Here is a 23,323-nt window from a genome sequence, read left to right as displayed (position 1 = left end):
TGCTCCGCTTGCTGCGCGCTGGCGGTAAACAAACTCCCTTCGCCGATAACGCCCATCATTCAGGAGAAATTTTCGATTTTTTTCTTTCCGGGGCGGCGGCAATATGCCACCCCACTCACTCACCTTTACATCACCATCAGCAGCGCCAGCACCACCACGGCGCCGATGCTCATTGAGGCGAGATACCAGCGCAGATAGCCGTTTTCGCTGAACGCCAGCCCTTTGTTACCCGCGCGTGCTAACAGAGCCGGGATATTCATCAGGGAATTCAACGGATCGCGCGACAGCAGTCGGGCCACAAAGAGGTAAGGCTTGACGAAAATTTTGTCGTACAGCCAGTCGAAGCCCCATGCGGCAAACCACCAGGTGGAGAAGAAACGCCCCGGCGCGCTGTTGGCAATAGCGGTAACCAGCGTGCGTTTGCCCAGCCACAGCGCGGCGGCCAGCAGAATGCCGACAATCGCCACCACGCCAGAGGCAATCTCCAGCGTCAGCACGCTGCCGTGCGCCAGTTCGCTGGTCTCCGGCAGTACGCCACGCAGCGGTGGCACGATCATGGCACCGATAAAGGTCGAGAGAATTAACAGCACCAGCAGCGGCAGATGATGGGTAATGCCCTTCCCTGCATGCGCATGGATTTGTTCTTTGCCATGGAAAGCAATAAAGATCATGCGGAAGGTATACAGGGAGGTCATAAACGCCCCTGCCAGCCCGGCCATCATCAGATTCAGATGGCCGTTGGCCAGCGCTCCGGCAAGGATCTCATCCTTACTGAAGAAGCCTGCGGTGATCAGCGGCAGCGCCGACAGCGCCGCGCCGCCGACCAGGAAGCAGACATACACCAGCGGGATACTCTTACGCAGACCGCCCATTTTGAAGATGTTCTGCTCGTGGTGGCAGGCGAGGATCACCGAACCGGAGGAGAGGAACAGCAGCGCCTTGAAGAAGGCATGGGTCATCAGGTGGAAGATCGCCGCATCCCACGCCTGCACGCCAAGCGCCAGGAACATATAGCCTATCTGGCTCATGGTGGAGTAAGCCAGCACGCGCTTGATATCGGTTTGCACCAGCGCGGCAAAGCCGGCCAGCACCAGCGTCACCGCGCCGACAATCCCCACCAGATGCAGCACTTCCGGCGTCATCAGGAACAGGCCGTGGGTGCGGGCAATCAGATAAACACCGGCGGTCACCATGGTTGCGGCGTGGATCAATGCGGACACCGGTGTGGGGCCCGCCATCGCATCGGCCAGCCAGGTCTGCAACGGCAGCTGGGCAGATTTACCGACCGCACCGCCCAACAGCATCAGGGTAGCCCACTGCAACATATGATTATCGGCGGCAAAGTGTGCCGGAGCCAGCGCCATCATTTCGCGGAAGTTCAGCGTCCCCAGCTCGTTGTAGAGAATAAACAACGCCAGTGCGAGAAACACGTCACCCACGCGGGTGATGATAAAGGCCTTCATCGCCGCCGCGCCGTTGGCCGGGTGGGTATAGTAGAAGCCGATCAGCAGATAAGAGCAGAGGCCCACGCCTTCCCAGCCGAGGTACATCAGCATCAGGTTATCGGCCAGCACCAGAACCACCATGCTGGCAATAAACAGGTTGGTATAGGCGAAGAAGCGTGAATAGCCCTCCTCGCCGCGCATATACCAGGAGGCGAACATATGGATCAGGAAGCCTACGCCGGTTACCACCGACAGCATGGTCAGCGACAGGCCGTCCAGCGTCAGATTGACGTCGATCCTGAAGTTGCCTACGTGCATCCAGGTCCACAGCGCCTGGTTAAACACCTGCTGCCCGTTGTGGAAGAAGTCGAGGCCGACATACGCGGTAACCAGCGCCGCCAGCCCCACGGAACCCATACCGACGGCGGCAGACAGATTTTCTGACCAGCGACCGCGCGAAAATGCTAGCAGTAAAAAGCCGATCAGCGGAAACAGAATGGTTAAATAGAGAAGGTTCATCCGCGCATCTCGCTCACTTTATCAATGTTGAGGTTCTGACTACGGCGATGCAGCTGCAACAGCAGCGCCAGGCCAATACTGGCCTCTGCCGCGGCGAGGCTGATAGCAAGGATAAACATCACCTGACCGTCGGCCTGCCCCCAGTAGCTGCCCGCCACCACGAACGCCAGCGCGGCGGCGTTAATCATGATTTCCAGACCAATCAACATAAACAGCAGATTGCGGCGAATAGTCACGCCTGTCAGTCCAAGAACAAACAGGATGGCCGCCAGAATAAGTCCATGCTGCAAAGGGATCATGCCCGCTCCTCCTTACTTTTCGCCGCGTCCGCTGGACGATTAGCCAGCACTTCACCCGCGCGCTGTTCGCGTCCGACGTGGAACGCCACCACCAGCCCCGCCAGCAGCAGCATGGAGGCCAGCTCAACCGCCAGGACATAAGGGCCAAACAGACTGATACCGACCTGTTTGCCGTCAATCATGGTGCCGTCAATGCCCTGATCGTTGACCGACAGAATGGCGTAGACGAGGGTGACCAGCAGCAGCAGTGACAGCAGCCCAGGGCCGATCCACATGCCCGGTTTCAGCCAGTCTTTCTCCTGCTGCACTTCGGCACCGCCGAGGTTCAGCATCATCACTACGAAGACGAACAGCACCATGATGGCACCGGCATAGACGATGATTTCCAGCGCACCGGCAAAGTAAGCGCCGAGCGAGAAGAACACGCCGGACACCGCCAGCAACGAGATAATCAGGTACAGCAACGCGTGCACCGGGTTGGTATGAGTGATAACGCGCAATGTCGCCAGCACCGCGACCAGTCCGCAAAGATAAAACGCAAATTCCATGCCTGGCTCCTTAAGGTAACAAGCCCTTGACGTCGATGGGTTTGGCTTCGTTTTCAGCGTCGCCTTTGTCTTTGCCGTCGATCGCCATACCCGCCATCCGATAAAAATTGTATTCCGGGTACTTGCCCGGGCCGGAAATCAGCAGGTTTTCTTTTTCATACACCAGATCCTGACGCTTAAACTCACCCAGCTCAAAGTCCGGGGTAAGCTGAATCGCAGTGGTCGGGCAAGCCTCTTCACACAGACCACAGAAAATGCAGCGCGAGAAGTTAATGCGGAAGAACTCCGGATACCAGCGCCCGTCGGCGGTCTCGGCCTTCTGCAAGGAGATGCAGCCAACCGGGCAGGCCACGGCGCACAGGTTACAGGCCACGCAGCGCTCCTGGCCGTCCGGGTCACGCGTCAGCACAATGCGCCCACGGTAACGCGGCGGCAGATAAACCGGCTCTTCCGGGTACATCAGGGTTTCGCGTTTGGCGAAGGCGTTCATACCTATCAGCCAGATACTGCGTACCGTGGTACCGAATCCAACGACAATGTCTTTTAATGTCATGTTCTTAACCCCTTACTGCGCCGTGTACAGAATCACTGCGGCGGTCGCCAGCAGGTTCAGCAGCGTCAACGGCAGACAAACTTTCCAGCCGAACGACATCACCTGGTCATAGCGCGGGCGTGGTAACGCGGCACGGATCAGAATAAACATCATCATAAAGAAGGCTGTTTTCAGCGCGAACCAGATAACCGGCGGCAGCCACGGCCCCTGCCAGCCGCCGAAGAACAGCGTGACGATCAGCGCAGAAACCGTAACGATGCCAACGTATTCACCGACAAAGAACAGGCCAAACTTCATCCCGGCGTACTCAATGTGGTAACCATCGGCCAGCTCCTGCTCGGCTTCCGGCTGATCAAACGGGTGGCGGTGACATACGGCCACCCCGGCAATGCAGAAGGTGAGGAAGCCTAAGAACTGCGGGATCACGTTCCACAGATGCGCCTGGCTGTTAACAATATCGACCATATTGAACGAGCCGGCCTGTGCCACCACGCCCATCAGCGACAGGCCGAGGAACACTTCGTAGCTCAGGGTCTGCGCCGAGGCGCGCATCGCGCCCAGCAGCGAGTACTTGTTGTTGCTCGACCAGCCTGCGAACAGCACCGCGTACACCGCCAGCCCCGCCATCATCAGGAAGAACAGCAGGCCGATATTCAGGTCAGCGCCCATCCAGGTGGAGGTGACCGGCACGATAGCCATCGCCAGCAGCAGCGAGGTAAAGGCGATCATCGGTGCCAGGGTAAAGATAACGCGGTCGGTAAACGGCGGGATCCAGTCCTCTTTAAAGAACATTTTGATCATGTCGGCGACCAGCTGTAGTGAGCCGCCCCAGCCCACGCGGTTCGGCCCGTAGCGGTTCTGGAACAGGCCGAGCAGACGACGCTCGCCGAAGCTCATAAACGCGCCGCAGCCGACGACGACGAACAGGATCACTAAGGCTTTAACCACGGCGATAATGACGTCGATAACTTCCGGTGTCAGCCAGCTCATTGCGCAGCCTCCTGCAGATTGTCAACATTTGCCCCGGACAGGAACGGTGGGACACCCGGCAGACCGAGCGGTAAGCCCACCTGCCCTGCCTGCAGCGCGCTCGAGAAGCGCACCGGCAGACGCAGATTTTCGCCCCGGCAGCTGAACGCCAGGGTCGCGCCCGCGTTAACGCCGAGCTTTGCCGCATCTTCCGGGTTCACCATCACGTAAGCCTCCGGCATACGCTGCTGGATAACCGGAGCGCGCTGGGTCATTTCTTCACTGCCAAACAGGTGGAAATACGGCGCCACGCGCCAGCTGTTACCCGCTCCCGCAAATGCAGCGGGAATATGTTCAAACCAGCCCAGCTGCGGCATGCCTGCTTCGATCAGGCGTACACCGGGATCGCCGTTGCGCAGCTGGCCGCCCACTTCGGCCTGGAACTTGTTCCATGCCTGCGGTGAGTTCCAGCCTGGCGCCCAGGCAAACGGGATCTGAGAACGCGCGGCATCCGGCTGGTTGTTCCCTTCCATTGAGAAGGCAAACATGCTGTCTTTGTCCTGCGGCTGGCGCGGCTCGTGCACGCTGATATTGGCGCGCATCGCCGTGCGCCCGCTGGAGCGGTGCGGGGAGCGTGACAGCTTCTGACCACGAATGCGGAAGCTGGCATCCGGCGCGGCCTGTTTGATCCCCGCCAGCTGTGGCAGGGCCACGATGCAGGCATCAATCACATGGTCGAGCTGGCTCCAGTCCACTTCGCGGCTGTTAATGGTGCTCTGCAAGGAGTGCAGCCAGCGCCAGCTTTCCAGCATCTGGACTTTTTCGTCGTAGTAGGCCGGATCGTAAACCTGGAAGAAGCGCTGGGCGCGACCTTCCTGGCTGACCACCGTACCGTCGCTTTCGGCAAAGCTGGCGCTGGAGAGGATCAGGCCGGCTTTTTCCGTGGTCGCGGTACGCTGATGGTCGAGCACAATCACGTTTTGCGTGTTGCTCAGCGCGGCATCGACGGTGGCTTTTGGCAGATGACGATAGAGATCGTTTTCCAGGATTATCGCTGCATCGGCCGCACCGCTGGTCAGTTCGGCCAGCGCCGTATCCAGAGAATGCCCACCGATCAGCCCCAGGCCGATGCTGTTGGTGGCGGCGGCCAGCAGGGTGATCCCCACATCGGCTCCGCGTCCCTTCAGCGCCTTAGCCACGTTAGCCGCCGCCTGGATCATCGCCTCGCTGCCGGCATGGGTGCCGGAAATAATCAGCGGTTTTCTCGCCCCGGCCAGCGCCTGCACGATGACGTCAATTTTACCCGCCAGCGCTTTATCAAGGTCACTGACCGCCGGTGCGCTGGCGTCCAGCTGATGGGCGATGGCAAAACCAAGACGCGCCTGGTCTTCCACCGGCGCGCGGTAGCTCCAGGCGGCGATATCATCGAGCCGGGTTTCATCAACGTTGGTGACAAACAGCGGATACTTGGCGTTCTGGCCAATATTGAGGATCGCCGCGATCTGCCAGTCGGCCACCTTCTGTGCCGCCGCCATCTCACGCGCCTTGCCTTTTACCGCCTGACGCACCGAGAGCGCCACGCGAGCGCCGGTCTGGGTCAGATCTTCACCCAGCACCAGCACCGCATCATAGCTTTCGATTTCGCGCAGCGCCGGCGTATGAATACCGCCGTCACGCAGCACCTGAAGCATCAGCTCCAGCCGTGCCTGCTCGCCTGCCGCGATACCGGTGGAGAAGTTTTCCGCGCCCACCAGCTCACGCAGGGCAAAGTTGCTCTCCACGCTGGCGCGCGGTGAGCCGATGCCGATCACCTTCTTCGCCTGGCGCAGCACGTCCGCCGCACCCTGCATCGCCTGGTCGGCGTTCAGCGCGATCCAGTCGTCACCGCGGCGCTGCATCGGCTGACGTGGACGATCTTTGAGATTCACGTAGCCATAGCCAAAGCGGCCACGGTCACAGAGGAAGTAGTGGTTAACCGTACCGTTATAGCGGTTTTCTATGCGGCGCAGTTCGCCATAGCGCTCGCCCGGGCTGGTATTACAGCCGATGCTGCACTGCTGGCAGATGCTGGGGGCAAACTGCATATCCCACTTACGGTTATAGCGTTCGGAGTGGGTTTTATCGGTGAATACGCCGGTCGGGCAGATTTCTACCAAGTTGCCCGAGAACTCGCTTTCCAACACGCCATCTTCGGTACGGCCAAAATAGACGTTATCATGAGCACCGTAGACGCCGAGATCGGTGCCATCGGCATAATCTTTGTAGTAACGCACGCAGCGGTAACAGGCGATACAGCGGTTCATCTCATGCGATATGAACGGCCCCAGATCCTGATTGCGGTGGGTACGCTTGGTGAAACGGTAACGGCGGAAGCTGTGCCCGGTCATCACCGTCATATCCTGCAGATGACAGTTGCCGCCCTCTTCGCACACCGGGCAGTCGTGCGGATGGTTGGTCATCAGCCACTCCACCACGCTTTCGCGGAACTCTTTCGCTTCACCGTCATCGATTGAAATAAAGGTGCCGTCAGATGCCGGGGTCATGCAGGACATGACCAGGCGGCCACGGGTATCTTCGGCATTTTGAAATTGCTTTACCGCACACTGGCGGCAGGCACCGACGCTACCGAGCGCCGGATGCCAGCAGAAATAAGGAATATCGAGGCCGAGGGAGAGACAGGCCTGTAACAGGTTGTCTGCGCCGTCAACATCATATTCTTTACCGTCTACATGGATTGTAGCCATAGTGAACATGCTTCCATAAGGCTCGTGCTGGCACGAGCGTTAAACTTTGCTTACCAGCGTGCCTTTAACAGGTTGGGCTGGATGCCGCTAATCGCGTGTGCGTTGCTGTATACCTGGGGTGCCATACCCGCTTCAAACTCTTCGCGGAAGTATTTAATGGCGCTTTGCAGTGGCTCTACTGCTCCAGGCGCATGCGCGCAGAAGGTCTTGCCCGGCCCAAGCTGGCGACAAAGTTGCAGCAGGGTTTCGATATCCCCCGGCTGCCCCTCTTTGCGTTCCAGCGCGCGCAGAATTTTCACGCTCCACGGCAGGCCGTCGCGGCATGGCGTACACCAGCCGCAGGATTCACGGGAAAAGAACTCTTCCAGGTTGCGCACCAGCGACACCATATTGATTTCGTGGTCTACCGCCATCGCCAGCGCCGTGCCCAGACGGCTACCGGCTTTACCGATGCTGGCAAACTCCATCGGCAGGTCAAGGTGCTGCTCGGTGAGGAAGTCAGTCCCCGCCCCGCCCGGCTGCCACGCCTTGAACTTCAGCCCGTCACGCATGCCGCCGGCATACTCTTCGAGGATTTCGCGTGCGGTGGTGCCAAACGGCAGCTCCCAAACGCCCGGGTTTTTTACCCGGCCGGAGAAGCCCATCATCTTGGTGCCGGCGTCATCGCTGTTGGAAATGCCCTTGTACCAGTCAACGCCGTTGGCGAGGATAGCGGGCACGTTGGACAGAGTTTCAACATTGTTGACGCAGGTCGGCTTGCCCCAGACGCCGGCGGAAGCCGGGAATGGCGGTTTGGAGCGCGGGTTGGCGCGACGCCCTTCCAGCGAGTTAATCAGCGCGGTTTCTTCACCGCAGATATAGCGGCCCGCGCCGGTGTGCACTATCAGCTCGAAATCAAAGCCGGTGCCGAGAATATTTTTACCCAGCAAACCCGCTTCGGTGGCTTCGGCAATTGCCCGGCGCAGATTAACGGCGGCCTCAATATATTCACCGCGCAGGAAGATATAGCCACGGTAGGCCTTCAGGGCGAAGGCGCTGATCAGCATGCCTTCTACCAGCTGGTGCGGCATCTGCTCCATCAGCAGGCGGTCTTTGTAAGTGCCCGGCTCCATCTCATCGGCGTTACACAGCAGGTAACGGATGTTCATTGACTCGTCTTTCGGCATCAGGCTCCACTTCAGGCCGGTGGAGAAACCGGCACCGCCGCGCCCCTTCAGGCCAGAGTCTTTTACCAGGCTAACGATCTCATCAGGCGCCAGGGTTTTCAGCGCTTTCTCCGCCCCGGCATAGCCGTTCTTACTGCGGTATTCTTCAAGAAATACCGGTTGTTTATCTTCGCGCATGCGCCAGGTGAGCGGATGCATTTCGGCAGTACGCACAATCTGTCTCATTGATACTGCTCCAGTAAGTTGGCGATATTTTCCGGCGTCAGGTGGACATGGGTATCTTCATCCACCATCATCGTCGGCCCCTTGTCGCAGTTACCGAGGCAGCAGGTTGGCAGCAGCGTAAAGCGTCCATCCGCCGTGGTCTGTCCCGGCTTGATGTTGAGATTCGCTTCCAGCGCGGCCTGAATCCCCTGATAGCCGGTGATATGGCACACCACGCTATCGCAGTAGCGGATCACATGGCGACCTACCGGCGTGCGGAAGATCTGGCTATAGAATGTTGCCACCCCTTCCACATCGCTGGCTGGAATAGCAAGCACCTCGGCGATTGCATCAATCGCGCCGTCCGGCACCCAGCCACGCTGCTTCTGTACGATTTTCAGCGCTTCAATCGAGGCGGCGCGCGCGTCTTCATAGTGGTGCTTTTCATGCTCGATGGCGTCACGTTCTGCCGCACTCAGCACAAAAGCACCGGATTCATCGATCGTTTCGATCGCAATTCTTTGATCGTGCATAATTAGCGGTCCACGTCTGACATAACAAAATCGATACTACCGAGGTACACGATCAGGTCGGATACCAGGCTGCCGTTGATCACCGAAGGGATCTGCTGTAGGTGCGGGAAGCTCGGCGTACGTACGCGCGTGCGGTAGCTCATGGTGCTGCCGTCACTGGTCAGGTAGTAGCTGTTGATCCCTTTGGTCGCCTCAATCATCTGGAAGGATTCATTGGCCGGCATGACCGGGCCCCAAGAAACCTGAAGGAAGTGGGTGATCAGGGTTTCGATATGCTGCAGCGTGCGCTCTTTAGGCGGCGGCGTGGTCAGCGGATGATCGGCTTTGAACGGGCCTGCCGGCATATTGTTCAGGCACTGTTCCAGGATGCGCATACTCTGACGCATCTCTTCCATCTTCAGCATCACGCGGCTATAGGCACAGCTCACGCCGTCTCCGATGGGGATTTCAAAATCGAAGTTTTCATAACCAGAGTAAGGACGCCATTTACGCACGTCAAAATCGAGGCCGGTGGCGCGCAGCCCGGCACCGGTGGTACCCCATGCCAGCGCTTCTTCCATATTGTAGGCAGAAACCCCTTTGGCACGGCCGATCAGCACCGAGTTTTTCAACGCGGTCTGCTCATAGGCTTTCAGGCGTTTTGGCATCCAGTCAAGGAACTCGCGCAGCAGGCGCTCCCAGCCTTTCGGCAGGTCGTGCGCCACGCCGCCGATGCGGAACCAGGCTGGGTGCATACGGAAACCGGTGATGGCTTCCACCACATCGTAAATTTTCTGGCGGTCGGTAAAAGCAAAGAATACCGGTGACATGGCACCGACATCCTGAATAAACGTCGAGATGTACAGCAGGTGGCTGTTGATACGGAACAGCTCTGATAGCATCACGCGGATCACTTCCACGCGCTCCGGCACTTTAATTCCGGCCAGTTTTTCTACCGCCAGCACGTACGGCATTTCGTTAACGCAGCCGCCGAGGTATTCGATACGGTCGGTGTAGGGGATATAGCTGTGCCAGGACTGGCGCTCTCCCATCTTTTCGGCACCACGGTGGTGGTAACCGATATCCGGCACGCAGTCGACGATCTCTTCGCCGTCCAGCTGCAGGATAATGCGGAAGGCCCCGTGCGCGGACGGATGGTTCGGGCCGAGGTTGAGGAACATAAAGTCCTCATTGGCGGTAGAGCGCTTCATGCCCCAGTCTTCCGGCTTGAAGGTCAGGGATTCCATTTCCAGATCTTCTTTCTGCTTCGTCAGCTCGAAAGGATCGAATTCGGTGGCGCGCGCCGGGTAGTCCTTGCGTAACGGGTGCCCCTCCCAGGTCTGCGGCATCATGATGCGCGTCAGGTGCGGGTGGCCGACAACATCAATACCAAACATCTCCCAGGTTTCGCGCTCGTACCAGTTGGCGTTGGGGAAAATTTTCGTCAGGGTCGGGACATGCAAATCGTTTTCTGACAACGCCACCTTGAGCATGATATCGCGGTTGCGCTCAATGGAGATGAAGTGGTAGAAAACGGAAAAATCCGCAGCCGGTAATCCGGCACGGTGGGTACGCAGGCGCTCGTCCATGCCATGCAGGTCATACAGCATCACATAGGGTTTTGGCAGCTTGCGCAGGAACTCGACTATCTCAAGCAGCTGCTCACGTTTTACCCAGACTACCGGCACGCCGGTACGGGTTGCTTGCACGGTAAAGGCATCAGGCCCAAAACGATTACGCAGCTCGCCGATCACAGGATCATCCTGGTGATCACGGGTTTGCCATGAAGGCTGAGCGAGCTCTTGCGCGGTTAAATCTGTCATAAGTTGTTCACCATTCTGGCCTGACTGACAGGCGCTCAGTGTTGGCGTCAAGGGGGTCAGCGCATCTTACGTTGTGTTTTTATTACGCTTTTTCTGACCGCACCCATAAACTGCTGGGTTAAATTTCGTCTGGGGTACGCAGATTGGTGACGGCAATACGCTCTGCGTTTTTCCTGTCGCGCTCGGACTGCATATTGGCGCGATAGACACCCTGATCGTTGACCACCCACGATAATGGACGCCGCTCTTTACCGATTGACTCTTGTAGCAGCAACAGAGCCTGCATATAGGCTTCAGGACGCGGTGGGCAGCCAGGGATATAGACGTCAACAGGCAGGAATTTATCAACGCCCTGCACCACTGAGTAGATGTCGTACATGCCGCCGGAGTTGGCGCAGGCGCCCATCGAAATGACCCATTTCGGCTCCAGCATCTGGTCGTACAGGCGCTGCACGACCGGGGCCATTTTGGTGAAACAGGTTCCGGCTACCACCATAAAGTCAGCCTGACGCGGCGAAGCTCGAATCACTTCCGAACCGAATCGCGCCACGTCGTGCACCGCCGTAAACGAGGTAGTCATTTCGACATAGCAGCAGGAAAGACCGAAGTTAAACGGCCAGAGAGAGTTCTTACGCCCCCAGTTCACCATATCGTGCAGGGCGTGTTCTAACTTGCCCATATAGACATTTTGATAAACGTGCTTTTCCAGGGGGTCGGTGACGATCTCCTGCTTTTGCAGGGGATAACGGTCATTCTCACCGTTCGGGTCTATGCGGGTGAGCGTATAGTCCATGTGTTTTTGCCTCGCTGTTACGGCTTCTGACGGTTGGCGTGCGAGATGGTGGTTGGTTTGACGTCGAACTGACGACGGGCAGGAGCCCAATCCAGCGCGCCAATGCGAACCAGATAAAACAGACCAGCAAGCAGGACCAAAATGAAAATAGCGGCTTCGACAAAGCCAACCCAGCCGCTTTCCCGGATGGCGGTCGACCAGGCATAGAGATAGAGCGCTTCAACGTCGAAGATGACGAAGAACATGGCGACCAGATAGAACTTGGCGGACAGACGCAGTTTCGCAGTGCCAACGGAAGCAATACCGGATTCAAAAGGTGTATTTGTATGCCTTCCGCGTGCTTTTCCGCCTAAAAACCATGCTCCCGCCAACATCAGGCAGCAGAGACCTATTGAGACGATCAGGAAAACAGCAAATGCCCAGTGATGGGCGACGACTTCTGTGGTTGTTGACATACTCTGACTTACTCACCAAAAGTGGCGTTACGCGTCCTGCTCTAATAAACGGCAGCTCACACACCACGTCGATTCAAGGGAACAATGTAAAAACCATACAATTTGCACTGGTTTCAGCAATAAGCCAGTGGTTTTATGTGGTTTTTACTCCTTTACCTCACCTTTTGTCAACTTTGACAAAACAATAAGCACATTATTTTACATTAAGAACATTAAATTAACACATGATGCGCATTTAGCGAGCTAAATCGAGTCAGTCACATCATGCATTGACGAGCGTAGCGAGCAAAACCCTGCGGAGTGTCGGTATTTATCCCAGCCTATTTTGGCAGGAATCATCTTTTTTTCCTTCCCCTTTGAGGGGGTATTTTTTTGATCCAGCACACAGTTTAAGGTTTTGTGATAAAAAAATAGGCAGTTTTTGACAGGCATAAAACCTTTTGGCTGAAAGGCAAATACGGCAGGTTATAAGAATTTTTTTTCAGTTCGGGGTAAAGCACGGCAGGCCAGAAGAAAAATTAAGGACCACGAAGGGAGAAAAAAGCCAGACGATTCACCAATAAAAAAAAGCCCTTCCGTCAAAATCATGAACAAAGGGCTTTTTTAAGATAAAAAAAAGGAAAATTAACTTTTAATCAGAAGGATAATCAATAAGTTTAAAAAATTAACCTTCTTCGTCCTCTAATGTCGAAGCATCCTGAAGACCCGCGCTCAGGTGATACGGATCGTTACCGGACGCCATCGCATTGAAAATCGTCAGCGCCAACTCGTTAGTGCTATCCGGATTACGACACAACAGGTATTCGGTATCTGGCAACATTGGCAGCCCTTCGGCAGCTCCCATCACCCGCAGCTCAGGACTCATCATCTCTACCGGACGAGCGGTCACCCCCAGACCAGCCTTAACCGCAGCACGCACCGCAGCAAGCGTGGATGCGACATATGAAATGCGCCACGGGATCCCGGCCTGATTAAGATGGTCTATTGCCAGATCGCGATAGGGGCTTGGCTCATCCAACAGGACTAAGGGGATCGCTTCTCCACTCTGGAACATATAATCTGCCGCGCAGTACCACAGAGTGGGTGACGTGCGCAGCACCTGCCAGGTGAAATTCATCGGGCTGGAGGTGGTGACCACCAGATCGACCTCGCCCTGATTGAGCATTTCCATCATGAACGGGTTACGTTTAACGCGAACATCAATGGCAAGCTTAGGATAAAGCGAGGTCACCCGGTTCAGCATAAAGGGTAAGATGGTGTCTGAAGTATCATCGGAGGCGCCAATGGACAGAACCCCCTGAATATTACTGTACATCAGTGAGGTACAGGCTTCATCATTGAAGCGAAGGATCTTTCTGGCGTAGCCAAGCAGCTGGATACCGTGTTCAGTCAACAACTTATTACGCCCATGTCTGGCGAACAGCTCTTTGCCTACCAACTGTTCAAGGCGTTGCATTTGCTGACTGACTGCCGACTGCGTTCTGCACACCGCTGCCGCGGCAGCGGCAAATGTGTTCAGATCGGCAACGGCAACAAACGTTCTTAGCAGGTCAAGGTCAAGATTGAGTATCGGACGATTTGTACTAGTCATGTTATATCTTCACTTTTATAAGTTTTTACAAACAACTACCCTGGTGTTATTACCCTGTTTATCAATGAGGTAAACTTGTAACAATTGCATAATGGTTAAAGTGTTTAGCAATCAAAAAAAAACCGTTGCATGGCCTGACTCGCAGACAAATAAGTCTTCTTTACTCTGGTCAATTCTACTCGGCTCACGCCGGACAGATTGCCGCGGAAAGATTCTTTCATCTGATACATCACGCATGCATGCCGCACAAACCCATAAGTTGCAGGAAGCCGCGTCGTTATAGTTAATTAACACTGGCAAAGCTCAAGGGAAGATGAGTTGCCGTGCAGTTAGTCTAAAACAACCATTGAAAATTAAATTGCCAACACGCTGGGTTGCAGCGCAAATGTTAAGAATTACTTATCAATACATGGAATAAAAAACTTCTTTTTATTCCTTCAGAGTCTTGTGCATCAGATGCCAAGTACTTTGAACATTATCCTGACATACTGCCGTTCACTTTTTAAGCCTAAACCTGATTATTCTTTTCACTAAAGTAAGATTTTAGCGGCTATCGCGTGCTATGCGGTCCTTAGCATCTCAAAAACCAACTGTAAGTCACATTTCATCGCAATTATCAGCAGTAGCCGTCAGGCGATGATCGGGCTTCCCCCATGTCACCCTTATGCCCACAAGGCTCGTAAAATGCACTAATTATTAAGCTATTCTTGACAGTTTCAATTTTCATTAATACATAGATAATTAATCATTTCCGCAGTCCGCTCGACTTGTCCGCCTTCATCGCTGGCACGATGTACGACAATACCCCTGAACGGTTAAAAATATTTCATCAACCAGAACTTACAGCATAATGATATGAAATGTTCACACTCAAATTCTCCCGTTACCGGCAGAAGAAAAAAATCTCTTTAAACTCCCTAAAGCCATCGGCTGCCCTTCAAAACCAGTAAGGAGAGGAGTACATTGTGCCATGTTAAGTTTTCCACGGCAGGAACGCGGTTCCGCCAGTCAAGGCGACAGAAATGACCCCAATTGATAAATCCGACAAACTGGACAATGTGTGTTACGACATTCGCGGTCCGGTGTTAAAAGAAGCTAAACGCCTCGAAGAAGAAGGCAACAAGGTACTCAAGCTGAATATCGGTAATCCAGCCCCGTTTGGATTTGAAGCACCTGATGAAATTTTGGTTGATGTGATCCGTAATCTGCCGAGTGCGCAGGGATACTGCGATTCAAAAGGGCTGTATTCAGCACGTAAAGCGATCATGCAGCACTATCAGGCCAGGGGCATGCGCGATGTCACAGTGGAAGATATCTATATCGGTAACGGAGTATCTGAGCTGATCGTGCAATCCATGCAGGCATTGCTCAACAGCGGCGATGAAATGCTGGTACCGGCCCCAGATTACCCGCTGTGGACAGCGGCCGTTTCGCTATCCGGTGGCAACGCGGTGCACTATCTGTGCGATGAGTCCGCCGGCTGGTTCCCTGACCTGGACGATATACGCAGCAAAATCACCCCGCGTACGCGTGGGATAGTAATTATCAACCCGAACAACCCAACCGGCGCCGTCTACAGCAAAGCGCTCTTGTTGGAAGTTGTTGAACTGGCGCGCCAGCATAATCTGATCATTTTCGCTGATGAGATCTACGACAAGATCCTGTACGACGCCGCTCAACACCACTCGATCGCCGCACTGGCACCAGATCTGCTCACCATCACCTTCAACGGTTTGTCGAAAACCTATCGCGTGGCGGGTTTCCGTCAGGGCTGGATGGTGCTGAACGGTCCCAAGAAGCACGCTAAAGGCTATATTGAAGGACTGGAGATGCTGGCCTCAATGCGTTTGTGCGCTAACGTACCGGCACAGCATGCCATCCAGACGGCGCTGGGCGGTTATCAGAGCATCAGTGAATTTATCCAGCCCGGTGGCAGACTGTTTGAACAGCGTAACCGCGCATGGGAGTTGATTAACGAAATCCCGGGCGTCAGCTGCGTGAAGCCGGATGGCGCACTGTATATGTTCCCTAAAATCGACAGTAAAAAATTCAACATCCATGACGATCAGAAAATGGTGTTGGATTTCCTGCTGCAGGAAAAAGTCTTGCTGGTTCAGGGCAGCGCGTTTAACTGGCCGTGGCCGGATCATGTGCGTATCGTTACCCTGCCCCGCGTTGATGAACTGGAAATGGCCATCGCCAAATTTGGCCGGTTCCTCGGCGGTTATCGTCAGCTATAGGCCTTTTCTTCAGGGTGCGGTTCATGCCGCCCCTCGTTTTATGCTGTAAGGGAAAATCCACCATGATCCACAGCCACTTCTTTGCTCATCTCTCCCGTCTGAAACTGATAAACCGCTGGCCGCTGATGCGTAATGTGCGCACGGAAAACGTTTCCGAACACAGTCTGCAGGTCGCTATGGTTGCCCATGCGCTGGCGCTGATTAAAAATGCCCGTTTCGCCGGCAACCTCAATCCAGAACGCATTGCGCTGATGGCGGTTTACCATGATGCCAGCGAGGTGCTTACCGGCGATCTGCCCACTCCGGTAAAGTATTACAATGCGCAGATTGCCCATGAGTACAAGAAAATTGAAAAGATTGCGCAGCACAAGCTGATAGAGATGCTGCCCGAAGAGCTCCGCTCCGCCTACGCGCCCCTGATTGATGAACATCAGCACAGCGAAGCGGAGACGGCCATTGTCAAACAGGCCGATGCACTTTGTGCCTATCTGAAATGTCTGGAGGAGCTGTCTGCCGGTAATAATGAGTTTCTGACGGCAAAAGCGCGCCTGGAGAAAACCCTGGCACAACGCCGCAGTCAGGAGATGGATTATTTTATGGAGGTGTTCGTTCCCAGCTTCAGCCTGTCGCTGGATGAAATCAGTCAGGAGTCGCTGTGATCCGCCAGTCAGGGCGAAGGTCCGGTGAAAGTTTAGGGGTGAGATTGCCAGACTGGGTGTAATAATGGAGAGCGGCGCAGGCTAGATAAAAAGATATTTCATTCTGGCCTTTTCATCATCAGTGGGTTCCACCACTTCCTCCAGCTGAACATCCCTGCCGTTAATCGCTTTACATCTGAAAACGGTACCATCTTCAATCAATATTTCTGCCTCAATCAGCTTACCCGTATAGAGCATCACCGGGTGTGCCGCCTTTTCGACGAGAATTTTATAATGCACGCCGCTCGACGTGGCAGCAAAATTCCTGGCAACCCGCTGCTCGGTAGAGGCAGAGATAAACTTTTTACTTGAAATAATATCACCGGGCCTGAGTTCCATGAACGCCTTCATCCCTTGGGCATTGAGTACGCATCCTCGATAAACCACGCCACGGACAACCGGCAGTTTCTTCAACATTTTTCTGATATTCGTAACATGGCGAAACACCGTTTCTCTTATACGGGGGCTGATATATTCCTTCGGCATATCCCTTAACAGAAATCCATTAATGGTTAGATAGCTGGCCCCCCCATATGTGCGAATACTTTGATATTCATCTGATGTTATCCCTCCGACACGGTCGTCGAAATCCTGTAGTAAATGATAAACTTCTGCCGATGACCTGGAAAATTTGAAAACCTCCATCGTATTTTCAATTTTGCTGGTCAGGAACCCATTACCCTTTTCTAAGCTAAAGTACCCACTACCAATATAAAATTCTTTTTTTCTATTGAGAAAACCCCTCTTTTTCTCACCAAAAAGTCGAACTTCAGCGTTTGAGCCACGGCTCTCAATGATTTTGGCTTTGAGAAGAATATTATTGTGCCTGATATATCTCTTCCCCCTGGAAGAGACCAGCATAGCAGGATACTTTTCATCAGGACTCAGTTCGCCCACGCTTGCCGGATTGAAGCTGGCATCATGGTTATCTTTAAATATTTTACTGATATCCGCCGATAATGACATGCAGGGTAAAGCAGGTGCTCTTTTTAAACGGCAGGATGTGTAGGCTACATCAGCGCTTTTCATCCTGTTAGCCAGGTGATACTTCCCGTGGTAGAAAAATACTTCTTTATCAGGTTGGGCATCAAGCACCAGAAATCGTTGCACAGACCCTTTACGCACGCGGTAGAATTTTTCATTTATTTTCACCGCGCGCAAAGCATGATTTTTATTAGGGGTTGGACACCGATAAATCCCGTTTCCATTTGGCTTTAAGCGAAAAAACATTTTAGCATCAAGATGTGGCACCGAGTTCAATACGGCTGTTAACTCAAGATCGACGATATCCCGGCTGGAAATAATGCTTTTCAATGGTTTTTCCGGCAGCCCCGTATCAGGGCTTTGCACGGCATTTTTTTCTTCGAAAGATACCCATTGCTTATCTTTATTTGAATAGGTTACCCTGATTTTCATATCATCTTTGATAGCAACATACCCTTCGTCATGATGAGTTAAGCGATATTGATCACTATTCAAAGAGATATGCAGGTGGTTATTTTTTAGCGTAGTCCCCTCTGGCAGAGCAGCTTTATTGCCAATAATCCGATGATTCTCATCTTTAGGGGAAAAGTCAGCAATCAGCTTTGCCATCATCAGAACCTGATTATTCAAGTCGATAATATCCTGCTGATTGAGGGGCCGTTCGTCCAGACCATCAGCCAGCATCTTGAATAACTTTCCTCCTATTCTTTGTATCATGATTAGCGGGGTCATCTCCGGTATAAAAGAAAGCAATGCGCTGACTGTCTGATCGACTTTTTCTGTTATCGCTGAGATTTTCTCAATATCTGAATCTCCCGGGCAACGCCCCAGCTTATTGTAGTAGTCAATAACCAGCGATTCCTGCGCTAACATTTCAACAGGATTTGATAACGTATTGCCTATTTGTCTTAAGACCGATGGAAGGTTCAGAAATTGTCTTTTCTCCAGACACGAAAAGTCGAGTTTCACGCGCTTCACGTCATCAGCCTGGAATTTTTCAGTGGTTGTGACCACGCCGGGTGCCCACATCGCGGCCGCCACGGGTAACATCTCCGAGGGTAGAGCTGCATTGATAGAACGCGCTGTATTAGCGTGAAGATTTATATGCTGGTTAGCCACAGAGATCTCTGTTTCAGCTGAACCCATTAGCCCTCGCCCGTAGCAGAATGCTCCTACACCTGCCGTGACCAGCACCGCTCCACAGACCGCTCCTGTTTTTCCTCTCAGCGTAAAAACAGGGGCGGAAAGCGCATCCGGCTGCCGCCGTATAGGGCTGTACTCTTCAGCCATCCGCTGCAACCCGCCCCCTTTTACGTGTATCTCGTTAAGCTCATCCTCATCTGTGGCAGTTGTATTTGATTTGCTGCCGTCTCGCCAGCCGCCTGGGCCGCTGGAAACATACGGCCAAAAATGCCTGAAAGGAGAATCGGGGGGAACCGTCATTTCAACCGCAGAACGGGAGGCAGAACGGATACTCGATGCCACGCCTCGCCGGTAATATTCGGGATGATTATCATTTTCATGGGAAACCATAAGTGGGGATAGGGGGGGAGAAGATGGGGTTTCAGACGTAATAAATGGCATTATTTAATTCCTTTTATAGAAAACCTTAGTTAACTAAAATCTCAACGACGGGAAAAACTGTCAAAGGTATTTCCCTACCTTTAACGCAGACGTTCTTCTCTTTAATTAATCACAAAAAACTATAAATCACCCCCATCACAATAATGAATAAACCTGGCTTCACCCATTCATTGACGGGCAACGAACTCACTTCATGAAAATTATAAATTTATTTAGATGTAGAAGTTTTTCAATTTTCTCATGTCATATACAGAGGGATTAACGATTTCTTCTAACACCACATCCTTTCCATGAACGTAAACACACCTGAATACAGTATTGTCTTCAATCAGCACTTCGGCTTCTCTCAGCTTCCCCGTATAGGTTAATATAGGATGAGCAGCCTTTTTTACGTGAATTCGATATCTTACCGCGTTTGGGCCGGCGGCGAAAATATTTGCAATGTTCTGGTCTAGAGATGCAGAGATAAACTTCCGGCTTGAAATGACGTCTTCCGCTTTAAGCGTCGAAAATGCTTTTAACCCCGACAGGTTAATCTGGCTACCTCTGTAAACCACGCCATCGATACTGGGCAGTTTTTTTAATAATCCTCTAATATTCTTTATATGGGAAATAGTAATAGCGGTAAGCTCAGTATCAGTATAATCATTCAACCTGCCATTATAAATAAAATCATTAATGTCACGATAACTGACTCCACCATATGCACGAATGCTGGCATACTCTTCCGGCGTAATTTGGCCTTTCCTGCGTTCGAAATCCTTCACCTGTTGCCAGGCTTCTGCAATAGGCCTGGGTAAACAGAGAATTTCCATAACACTTTCAACCCGACTATATAAGAAGCTATTTCCTTTGGACTCACTATAGTATCCGCTGGTAATATAGAAATCGGTTTTCTTTTTCATCCAACCCATTTCTTTCTTACCATATATACGTATTTCTTTACTACCCGTCAGGCCGGAAGATATCGCGGGCACCACTTTAACTTTAAAAATCACACCACCATGCTGTATGTATTTTTTATTTTTTATCGATATCAAAATGGCAGGATTGGTCTTATCACTTCTGAGCCAGCTAAATTCTAATGGGCTTAAGCCGATATCGTGGTTAGCCGCAAGAATTTTTTCCAGGTCCTGTGAATAGCTCATGCATGATGAAGAAGGCGATCTTTTTGTCCTACAGGGAACAGATGTTATCTCGTTTTTTTTATCGTTAGTGGCAAGATACCAGGTTCCGTCGTACAAAACGATTTCTAATTCTGGTTTATCATAAATAGCCACTCTGTTTTTTGCAGTCCCTGAATATACACGATAGAAATGACCATTCAGCTTTACAGCTTGCATTGCTGCTCTTTTTTTCTGCTTAACGCATCGGTAGATCCCCTTAAAGTTTGGGTGTGATTTACTGAAGATATCAGGAGCAAGTGGCTTAACATCTCGTAAAGCGTCGGCTATTTCAAAATCAACCCCGTCGGAATAAAGGTCGATGATTTTATTTGACTCTTGTAATGGAGGTAATGGCAGAGATGCCAATTCGCTCTCACCCTTCACCAGATACCAGGACTTTTCTTTAGATGAATAGCTAACCGGGAATTCGCGATTATTTCCGCGTGCAATAAATCCCCCCTGCTTTTTTGTTATTGTATATTTATTGCTATCAATCCAGGCTATCACATTACCGTTTTAAAGATAAGTATTTTCAGGTAATAAAGATTCACTATCACTAAGTTGACCATTTTCATCCTTAGGTGAAAAGTCAGTAATCATTTTTGCCATCATCATGGCCTGATCGTTGACGGTCTGGACGTCAGAAAAATCAACAGGCTTCCCTCCCATCTGGTCAGCCAACATCCTGAATAACGCACCGCCCACCCGTTGTATAATCACGAACGGTGTCATTTCAGGGCTCAGAGATATCAGGGCACTGACTATCCGATCCACTTTACCCGTGACTTCCGACAGGAATTTTATGTCTTCATCATCAGGGCAGCGCCCCAGACTGTGGTAATAGTCAATGACCTGAGACTCTTTGGCTAACTCTGCAACCGGGTTCATCATTGTGTTGCCTATCTGTCGGAAAATATCCGCCAGCGACAGAGTTTCTCTTTGCATCAGACACGAGGAATCGAGCTTTTCAACCTTAACATCACTAGACTGAGTGACGTCACTGACGTTGGCAGTTTTGGCTGCCCATATTCCGGCAGCGACAGGCAAAGGCTCCGTCTGCATAACGGTCGTATCAGCACCCACAGGCGATGCAAAAAGAAGTTGCTTCAGCCGGGCAGAAGGACGCCCCTTACTTTCTGCACCAAACGGATAACGGCTGCAGACAAATGCCCCCATCCCCAGGGTCACCAGCGCGACACCCGTCAGCAGGCCGGACTTACCCCGGAGTTTAAAAACCGGGATCAGTTCGCTTTGCGCTTTCCGAGTGGCCTGAGAGGGGTCATCAGCCAACCGTTGCAGCTCACCTGCTTTCTCGCCAACTTCCTTAAGCTGTGCATCAACTTCAGTCGGTGTCTCTGGCGGCCTGCGTGACAAACTTCTTCCCGGTCGATTTAGCCCCTGTTGGCGCAGCGGGTGCCAGCGGTGTCCTCTCCCTGGAAACGCGGGCATTTCATTCGTTGATCTTGATACGGAAAAGACATGAGCTGAAAATCCATGACGGCGCGATTGCGCAATTTTTCTGTTGTGAGAACAATCTGAAACCCTGTTCATCGAAGGTACGGTGGGGTGACTCGTTGATTCAGAAATTTTATATCGCATTTGTAAAATCCTTTTGCATAAAAATCAGATATCCCTGCAACACTTTTTCAGTATATGTCGCTTAATTCAACAGAAATATTTATATAAAGGATCATTGGGAGCGTTTTGTGAAAAGTAAGATTATCTTAAGAATTGCATTTTCTTTTCGACCAATCGATTTATATCGAGCACATTCCTATTTTTATAAGTTTCGGCGAAGGCAAATAATTAATTTTTATTCAAAATGAAGCAAGAATTAAACAGATCGGGCATTGCGGAATAAAAAACCGTGTGTTTATAATTAAACCCGGAAGGTCTTGAGTATATATAACCAATCTAACTTATACTACATAAGACGAGAATGAAATAATTGAGACAAGCTAGCCACCATGATCATTCAGAATAATTTTTTTTGATGGCTTTCTTTACATTTTAAAGGCAGGAGGTATAATTTAAAATGACCTCTATTAAAAGAGACTTTTCTTACTAAAAAGATATTATGTCATAACGACCTTTAGTTTCAGCCTTATATATTTACAGGATTCATCATCATGAACGTAGTGAACCGTTCCAATCCGCACACGGTTTAAAAAAAATTTTTATCTTTTTTCCCCGCTATTCCGGGGCGACTTTCTTACCGGGAGTTATTCATGTTTCCAGTACGGCTTATTTCTCGTCGCCACTCGCGTATCAGATGAAAGAGGTTTCTGGCCGCTGGCATCCATAATAAGATCCATCTCGTCTACCCAGTGCGTTAGCTGCTCGCGCACAGAGATATCCTCTCCAAACAATTCACGGTCAGTATAAATCCTTTCCCGGTTCATTGCGTATATGCAGATGAGCCCGTAGCTAAATACTAAAAAAGAAGCCATCACCACACAAACGTCGACCAGTCTCGGCATTTTCTCAATAAGAGAATTCATCCAATCCAACGCCATCCTGTATAGCTCATCGCCCTCACGTAAAAGGACGTCAGGCCCAGGGTCATCAGCCGCTCTTTGTACTACCGGGTTGCCAGGATGCCACCTTGCGATGGCGATGGATCTGTCTTCTCTGATTTCGCCAGGATAATGCGGCACCATCGCCATATCACTGGCGGCATTATCAACGGAGGCAATCCTCACCGTAACAGGATGAACAGTGCGATTAAGAACAGGGGTATTCGAGGCTGACGGTGAAGATAGGCTATGCGGAAAGTCGGGCGCAGAAGCTAACACAGGTGCTGGCATGATTAAATTCCTCTTATATTAAGGTTCATTTTTCACCCGTGACTATTGCAATAAGCCCTGCGTAAAACAACGGCATAAGTTATCAATATTGAGATAAAGGCGTTTTATGTAATCGGTGACTTTAGTCAGAGGTTTACTGCCCGGCCTCGGGCGGAAAAACCGATAATGCCGGATTAAAAGGCTATTGGTCATCGCGTTCGGGCGGGACACAAAGAGTACGCAA

17 protein-coding genes and 1 pseudogene are annotated in these 23,323 nt (G+C 52.1%); 2 read left to right on the top strand and 16 right to left on the bottom strand.

The genetic code is table 11. From position 1 onward, the window contains the following. Nucleotides 1-125 precede the first annotated feature (125 nt). The 12 genes and pseudogenes from nuoL to lrhA all read right to left on the bottom strand — a co-directional run bounded on the left by nuoL (nt 126) and on the right by lrhA (nt 13,621). Entirely contained in the window at nt 126-1,964 is a 1,839-nt protein-coding gene (gene nuoL, locus ETA_RS07145) for an NADH-quinone oxidoreductase subunit L (protein WP_012440955.1), read from the bottom strand. Beyond that, nucleotides 1,961-2,263 carry an NADH-quinone oxidoreductase subunit NuoK gene (gene nuoK, locus ETA_RS07140; protein ID WP_012440954.1) on the bottom strand — a complete coding sequence of 101 codons (303 nt, stop codon included), beginning with the start codon at nt 2,261-2,263 and terminating at the stop codon, nt 1,961-1,963. Before nuoK ends, nuoL begins: the two co-directional genes overlap by 4 nt. After that, nucleotides 2,260-2,811 carry an NADH-quinone oxidoreductase subunit J gene (gene nuoJ, locus ETA_RS07135; protein WP_012440953.1) on the bottom strand — a complete coding sequence of 184 codons (552 nt, stop codon included), beginning with the start codon at nt 2,809-2,811 and terminating at the stop codon, nt 2,260-2,262. The genes nuoK and nuoJ overlap by 4 nt, the downstream gene beginning before the upstream one ends. A gap of 10 nt (nt 2,812-2,821) precedes the next feature. Next, nucleotides 2,822-3,364: an NADH-quinone oxidoreductase subunit NuoI gene (gene nuoI / locus ETA_RS07130; protein ID WP_004158594.1), complete on the bottom strand. Its 543-nt coding sequence runs from the start codon at nt 3,362-3,364 to the stop codon at nt 2,822-2,824. 12 nt (nt 3,365-3,376) lie between these two features. Next, nucleotides 3,377-4,354 (bottom strand): NADH-quinone oxidoreductase subunit NuoH, encoded by a 978-nt coding sequence (gene nuoH / locus ETA_RS07125; protein ID WP_012440952.1) that lies wholly within the window; start codon nt 4,352-4,354, stop codon nt 3,377-3,379. Further along, a complete protein-coding gene (gene nuoG / locus ETA_RS07120; protein WP_012440951.1) occupies nt 4,351-7,077 on the bottom strand; it encodes an NADH-quinone oxidoreductase subunit NuoG in 2,727 nt (908 codons plus the stop codon). Before nuoG ends, nuoH begins: the two co-directional genes overlap by 4 nt. Nucleotides 7,078-7,127: 50 nt before the next feature. Continuing rightward, the gene (nuoF, locus tag ETA_RS07115) at nt 7,128-8,468 is read right to left on the bottom strand and encodes an NADH-quinone oxidoreductase subunit NuoF (protein WP_012440950.1); all 1,341 of its coding nucleotides are present in this window, start codon (nt 8,466-8,468) and stop codon (nt 7,128-7,130) included. Further along, nucleotides 8,465-8,980, bottom strand: coding sequence for an NADH-quinone oxidoreductase subunit NuoE (gene nuoE / locus ETA_RS07110; protein ID WP_004158605.1), 516 nt, complete (start codon nt 8,978-8,980; stop codon nt 8,465-8,467). The genes nuoF and nuoE overlap by 4 nt, the downstream gene beginning before the upstream one ends. Before the next feature lie 2 nt (nt 8,981-8,982). After that, nucleotides 8,983-10,796: pseudogene (nuoC, locus tag ETA_RS07105) on the bottom strand (NADH-quinone oxidoreductase subunit C/D). A 104-nt stretch (nt 10,797-10,900) separates the two neighbouring features. Continuing rightward, nucleotides 10,901-11,575: a NuoB/complex I 20 kDa subunit family protein gene (locus ETA_RS07100; protein ID WP_012440948.1), complete on the bottom strand. Its 675-nt coding sequence runs from the start codon at nt 11,573-11,575 to the stop codon at nt 10,901-10,903. A gap of 17 nt (nt 11,576-11,592) precedes the next feature. Beyond that, complete coding sequence (nuoA, locus tag ETA_RS07095) at nt 11,593-12,030, bottom strand: NADH-quinone oxidoreductase subunit NuoA (RefSeq protein WP_012440947.1); 438 nt, start codon at nt 12,028-12,030, stop codon at nt 11,593-11,595. Nucleotides 12,031-12,694: 664 nt separating this feature from the next. After that, nucleotides 12,695-13,621, bottom strand: coding sequence for a transcriptional regulator LrhA (gene lrhA / locus ETA_RS07090; RefSeq protein ID WP_012440946.1), 927 nt, complete (start codon nt 13,619-13,621; stop codon nt 12,695-12,697). Nucleotides 13,622-14,643: 1,022 nt separating this feature from the next. Here lrhA and ETA_RS07085 point away from each other — a divergent pair. Together ETA_RS07085 and yfbR are read left to right on the top strand one after the other, a co-directional pair. Then, the gene (locus tag ETA_RS07085) at nt 14,644-15,861 is read left to right on the top strand and encodes a pyridoxal phosphate-dependent aminotransferase (protein WP_012440945.1); all 1,218 of its coding nucleotides are present in this window, start codon (nt 14,644-14,646) and stop codon (nt 15,859-15,861) included. Between the two features lie 62 nt (nt 15,862-15,923). Then, nucleotides 15,924-16,520, top strand: coding sequence for a 5'-deoxynucleotidase (gene yfbR, locus ETA_RS07080; RefSeq protein WP_012440944.1), 597 nt, complete (start codon nt 15,924-15,926; stop codon nt 16,518-16,520). Between the two features lie 81 nt (nt 16,521-16,601). Here the strand turns inward: yfbR and ETA_RS07075 are convergent, their stop codons facing one another. The 4 genes from ETA_RS07075 to ETA_RS07060 all read right to left on the bottom strand — a co-directional run bounded on the left by ETA_RS07075 (nt 16,602) and on the right by ETA_RS07060 (nt 23,100). After that, entirely contained in the window at nt 16,602-19,127 is a 2,526-nt protein-coding gene (locus tag ETA_RS07075) for an ADP-ribosyltransferase (RefSeq protein WP_012440943.1), read from the bottom strand. A gap of 212 nt (nt 19,128-19,339) precedes the next feature. Continuing rightward, nucleotides 19,340-20,800: an ADP-ribosyltransferase gene (locus ETA_RS20375; RefSeq protein ID WP_012440942.1), complete on the bottom strand. Its 1,461-nt coding sequence runs from the start codon at nt 20,798-20,800 to the stop codon at nt 19,340-19,342. A gap of 9 nt (nt 20,801-20,809) precedes the next feature. After that, on the bottom strand, nt 20,810-21,892 hold the full coding sequence (locus tag ETA_RS20370) for a hypothetical protein (protein WP_012440941.1): 1,083 nt from the start codon (nt 21,890-21,892) through the stop codon (nt 20,810-20,812). Nucleotides 21,893-22,515: 623 nt separating this feature from the next. Beyond that, entirely contained in the window at nt 22,516-23,100 is a 585-nt protein-coding gene (locus ETA_RS07060; protein WP_012440940.1) for a hypothetical protein, read from the bottom strand. Nucleotides 23,101-23,323: the final 223 nt, after the last annotated feature.

The organism is Erwinia tasmaniensis Et1/99 (assembly GCF_000026185.1).
Classification (GTDB): domain Bacteria; phylum Pseudomonadota; class Gammaproteobacteria; order Enterobacterales; family Enterobacteriaceae; genus Erwinia; species Erwinia tasmaniensis.
Note: the sequence above shows the minus strand (reverse complement) of the source record. Positions and strands in the feature narration are given on the sequence as shown.

Excerpts from the sequence above, each read along its gene's own strand:
- nuoL (WP_012440955.1), bottom strand. The coding sequence starts at position 1,964 with ATGAACCTTCTCTATTTAACCATTCTGTTTCCGCTGATCGGCTTTTTA.
- nuoK (WP_012440954.1), bottom strand. The coding sequence starts at position 2,263 with ATGATCCCTTTGCAGCATGGACTTATTCTGGCGGCCATCCTGTTTGTT.
- nuoJ (WP_012440953.1), bottom strand. The coding sequence starts at position 2,811 with ATGGAATTTGCGTTTTATCTTTGCGGACTGGTCGCGGTGCTGGCGACA.
- nuoI (WP_004158594.1), bottom strand. The coding sequence starts at position 3,364 with ATGACATTAAAAGACATTGTCGTTGGATTCGGTACCACGGTACGCAGT.
- nuoH (WP_012440952.1), bottom strand. The coding sequence starts at position 4,354 with ATGAGCTGGCTGACACCGGAAGTTATCGACGTCATTATCGCCGTGGTT.
- nuoG (WP_012440951.1), bottom strand. The coding sequence starts at position 7,077 with ATGGCTACAATCCATGTAGACGGTAAAGAATATGATGTTGACGGCGCA.
- nuoF (WP_012440950.1), bottom strand. The coding sequence starts at position 8,468 with ATGAGACAGATTGTGCGTACTGCCGAAATGCATCCGCTCACCTGGCGC.
- nuoE (WP_004158605.1), bottom strand. The coding sequence starts at position 8,980 with ATGCACGATCAAAGAATTGCGATCGAAACGATCGATGAATCCGGTGCT.
- ETA_RS07100 (WP_012440948.1), bottom strand. The coding sequence starts at position 11,575 with ATGGACTATACGCTCACCCGCATAGACCCGAACGGTGAGAATGACCGT.
- nuoA (WP_012440947.1), bottom strand. The coding sequence starts at position 12,030 with ATGTCAACAACCACAGAAGTCGTCGCCCATCACTGGGCATTTGCTGTT.
- lrhA (WP_012440946.1), bottom strand. The coding sequence starts at position 13,621 with ATGACTAGTACAAATCGTCCGATACTCAATCTTGACCTTGACCTGCTA.
- ETA_RS07085 (WP_012440945.1), top strand. The coding sequence starts at position 14,644 with ATGACCCCAATTGATAAATCCGACAAACTGGACAATGTGTGTTACGAC.
- yfbR (WP_012440944.1), top strand. The coding sequence starts at position 15,924 with ATGATCCACAGCCACTTCTTTGCTCATCTCTCCCGTCTGAAACTGATA.
- ETA_RS07075 (WP_012440943.1), bottom strand. The coding sequence starts at position 19,127 with ATGCCATTTATTACGTCTGAAACCCCATCTTCTCCCCCCCTATCCCCA.
- ETA_RS20370 (WP_012440941.1), bottom strand. The coding sequence starts at position 21,892 with ATGCGATATAAAATTTCTGAATCAACGAGTCACCCCACCGTACCTTCG.
- ETA_RS07060 (WP_012440940.1), bottom strand. The coding sequence starts at position 23,100 with ATGCCAGCACCTGTGTTAGCTTCTGCGCCCGACTTTCCGCATAGCCTA.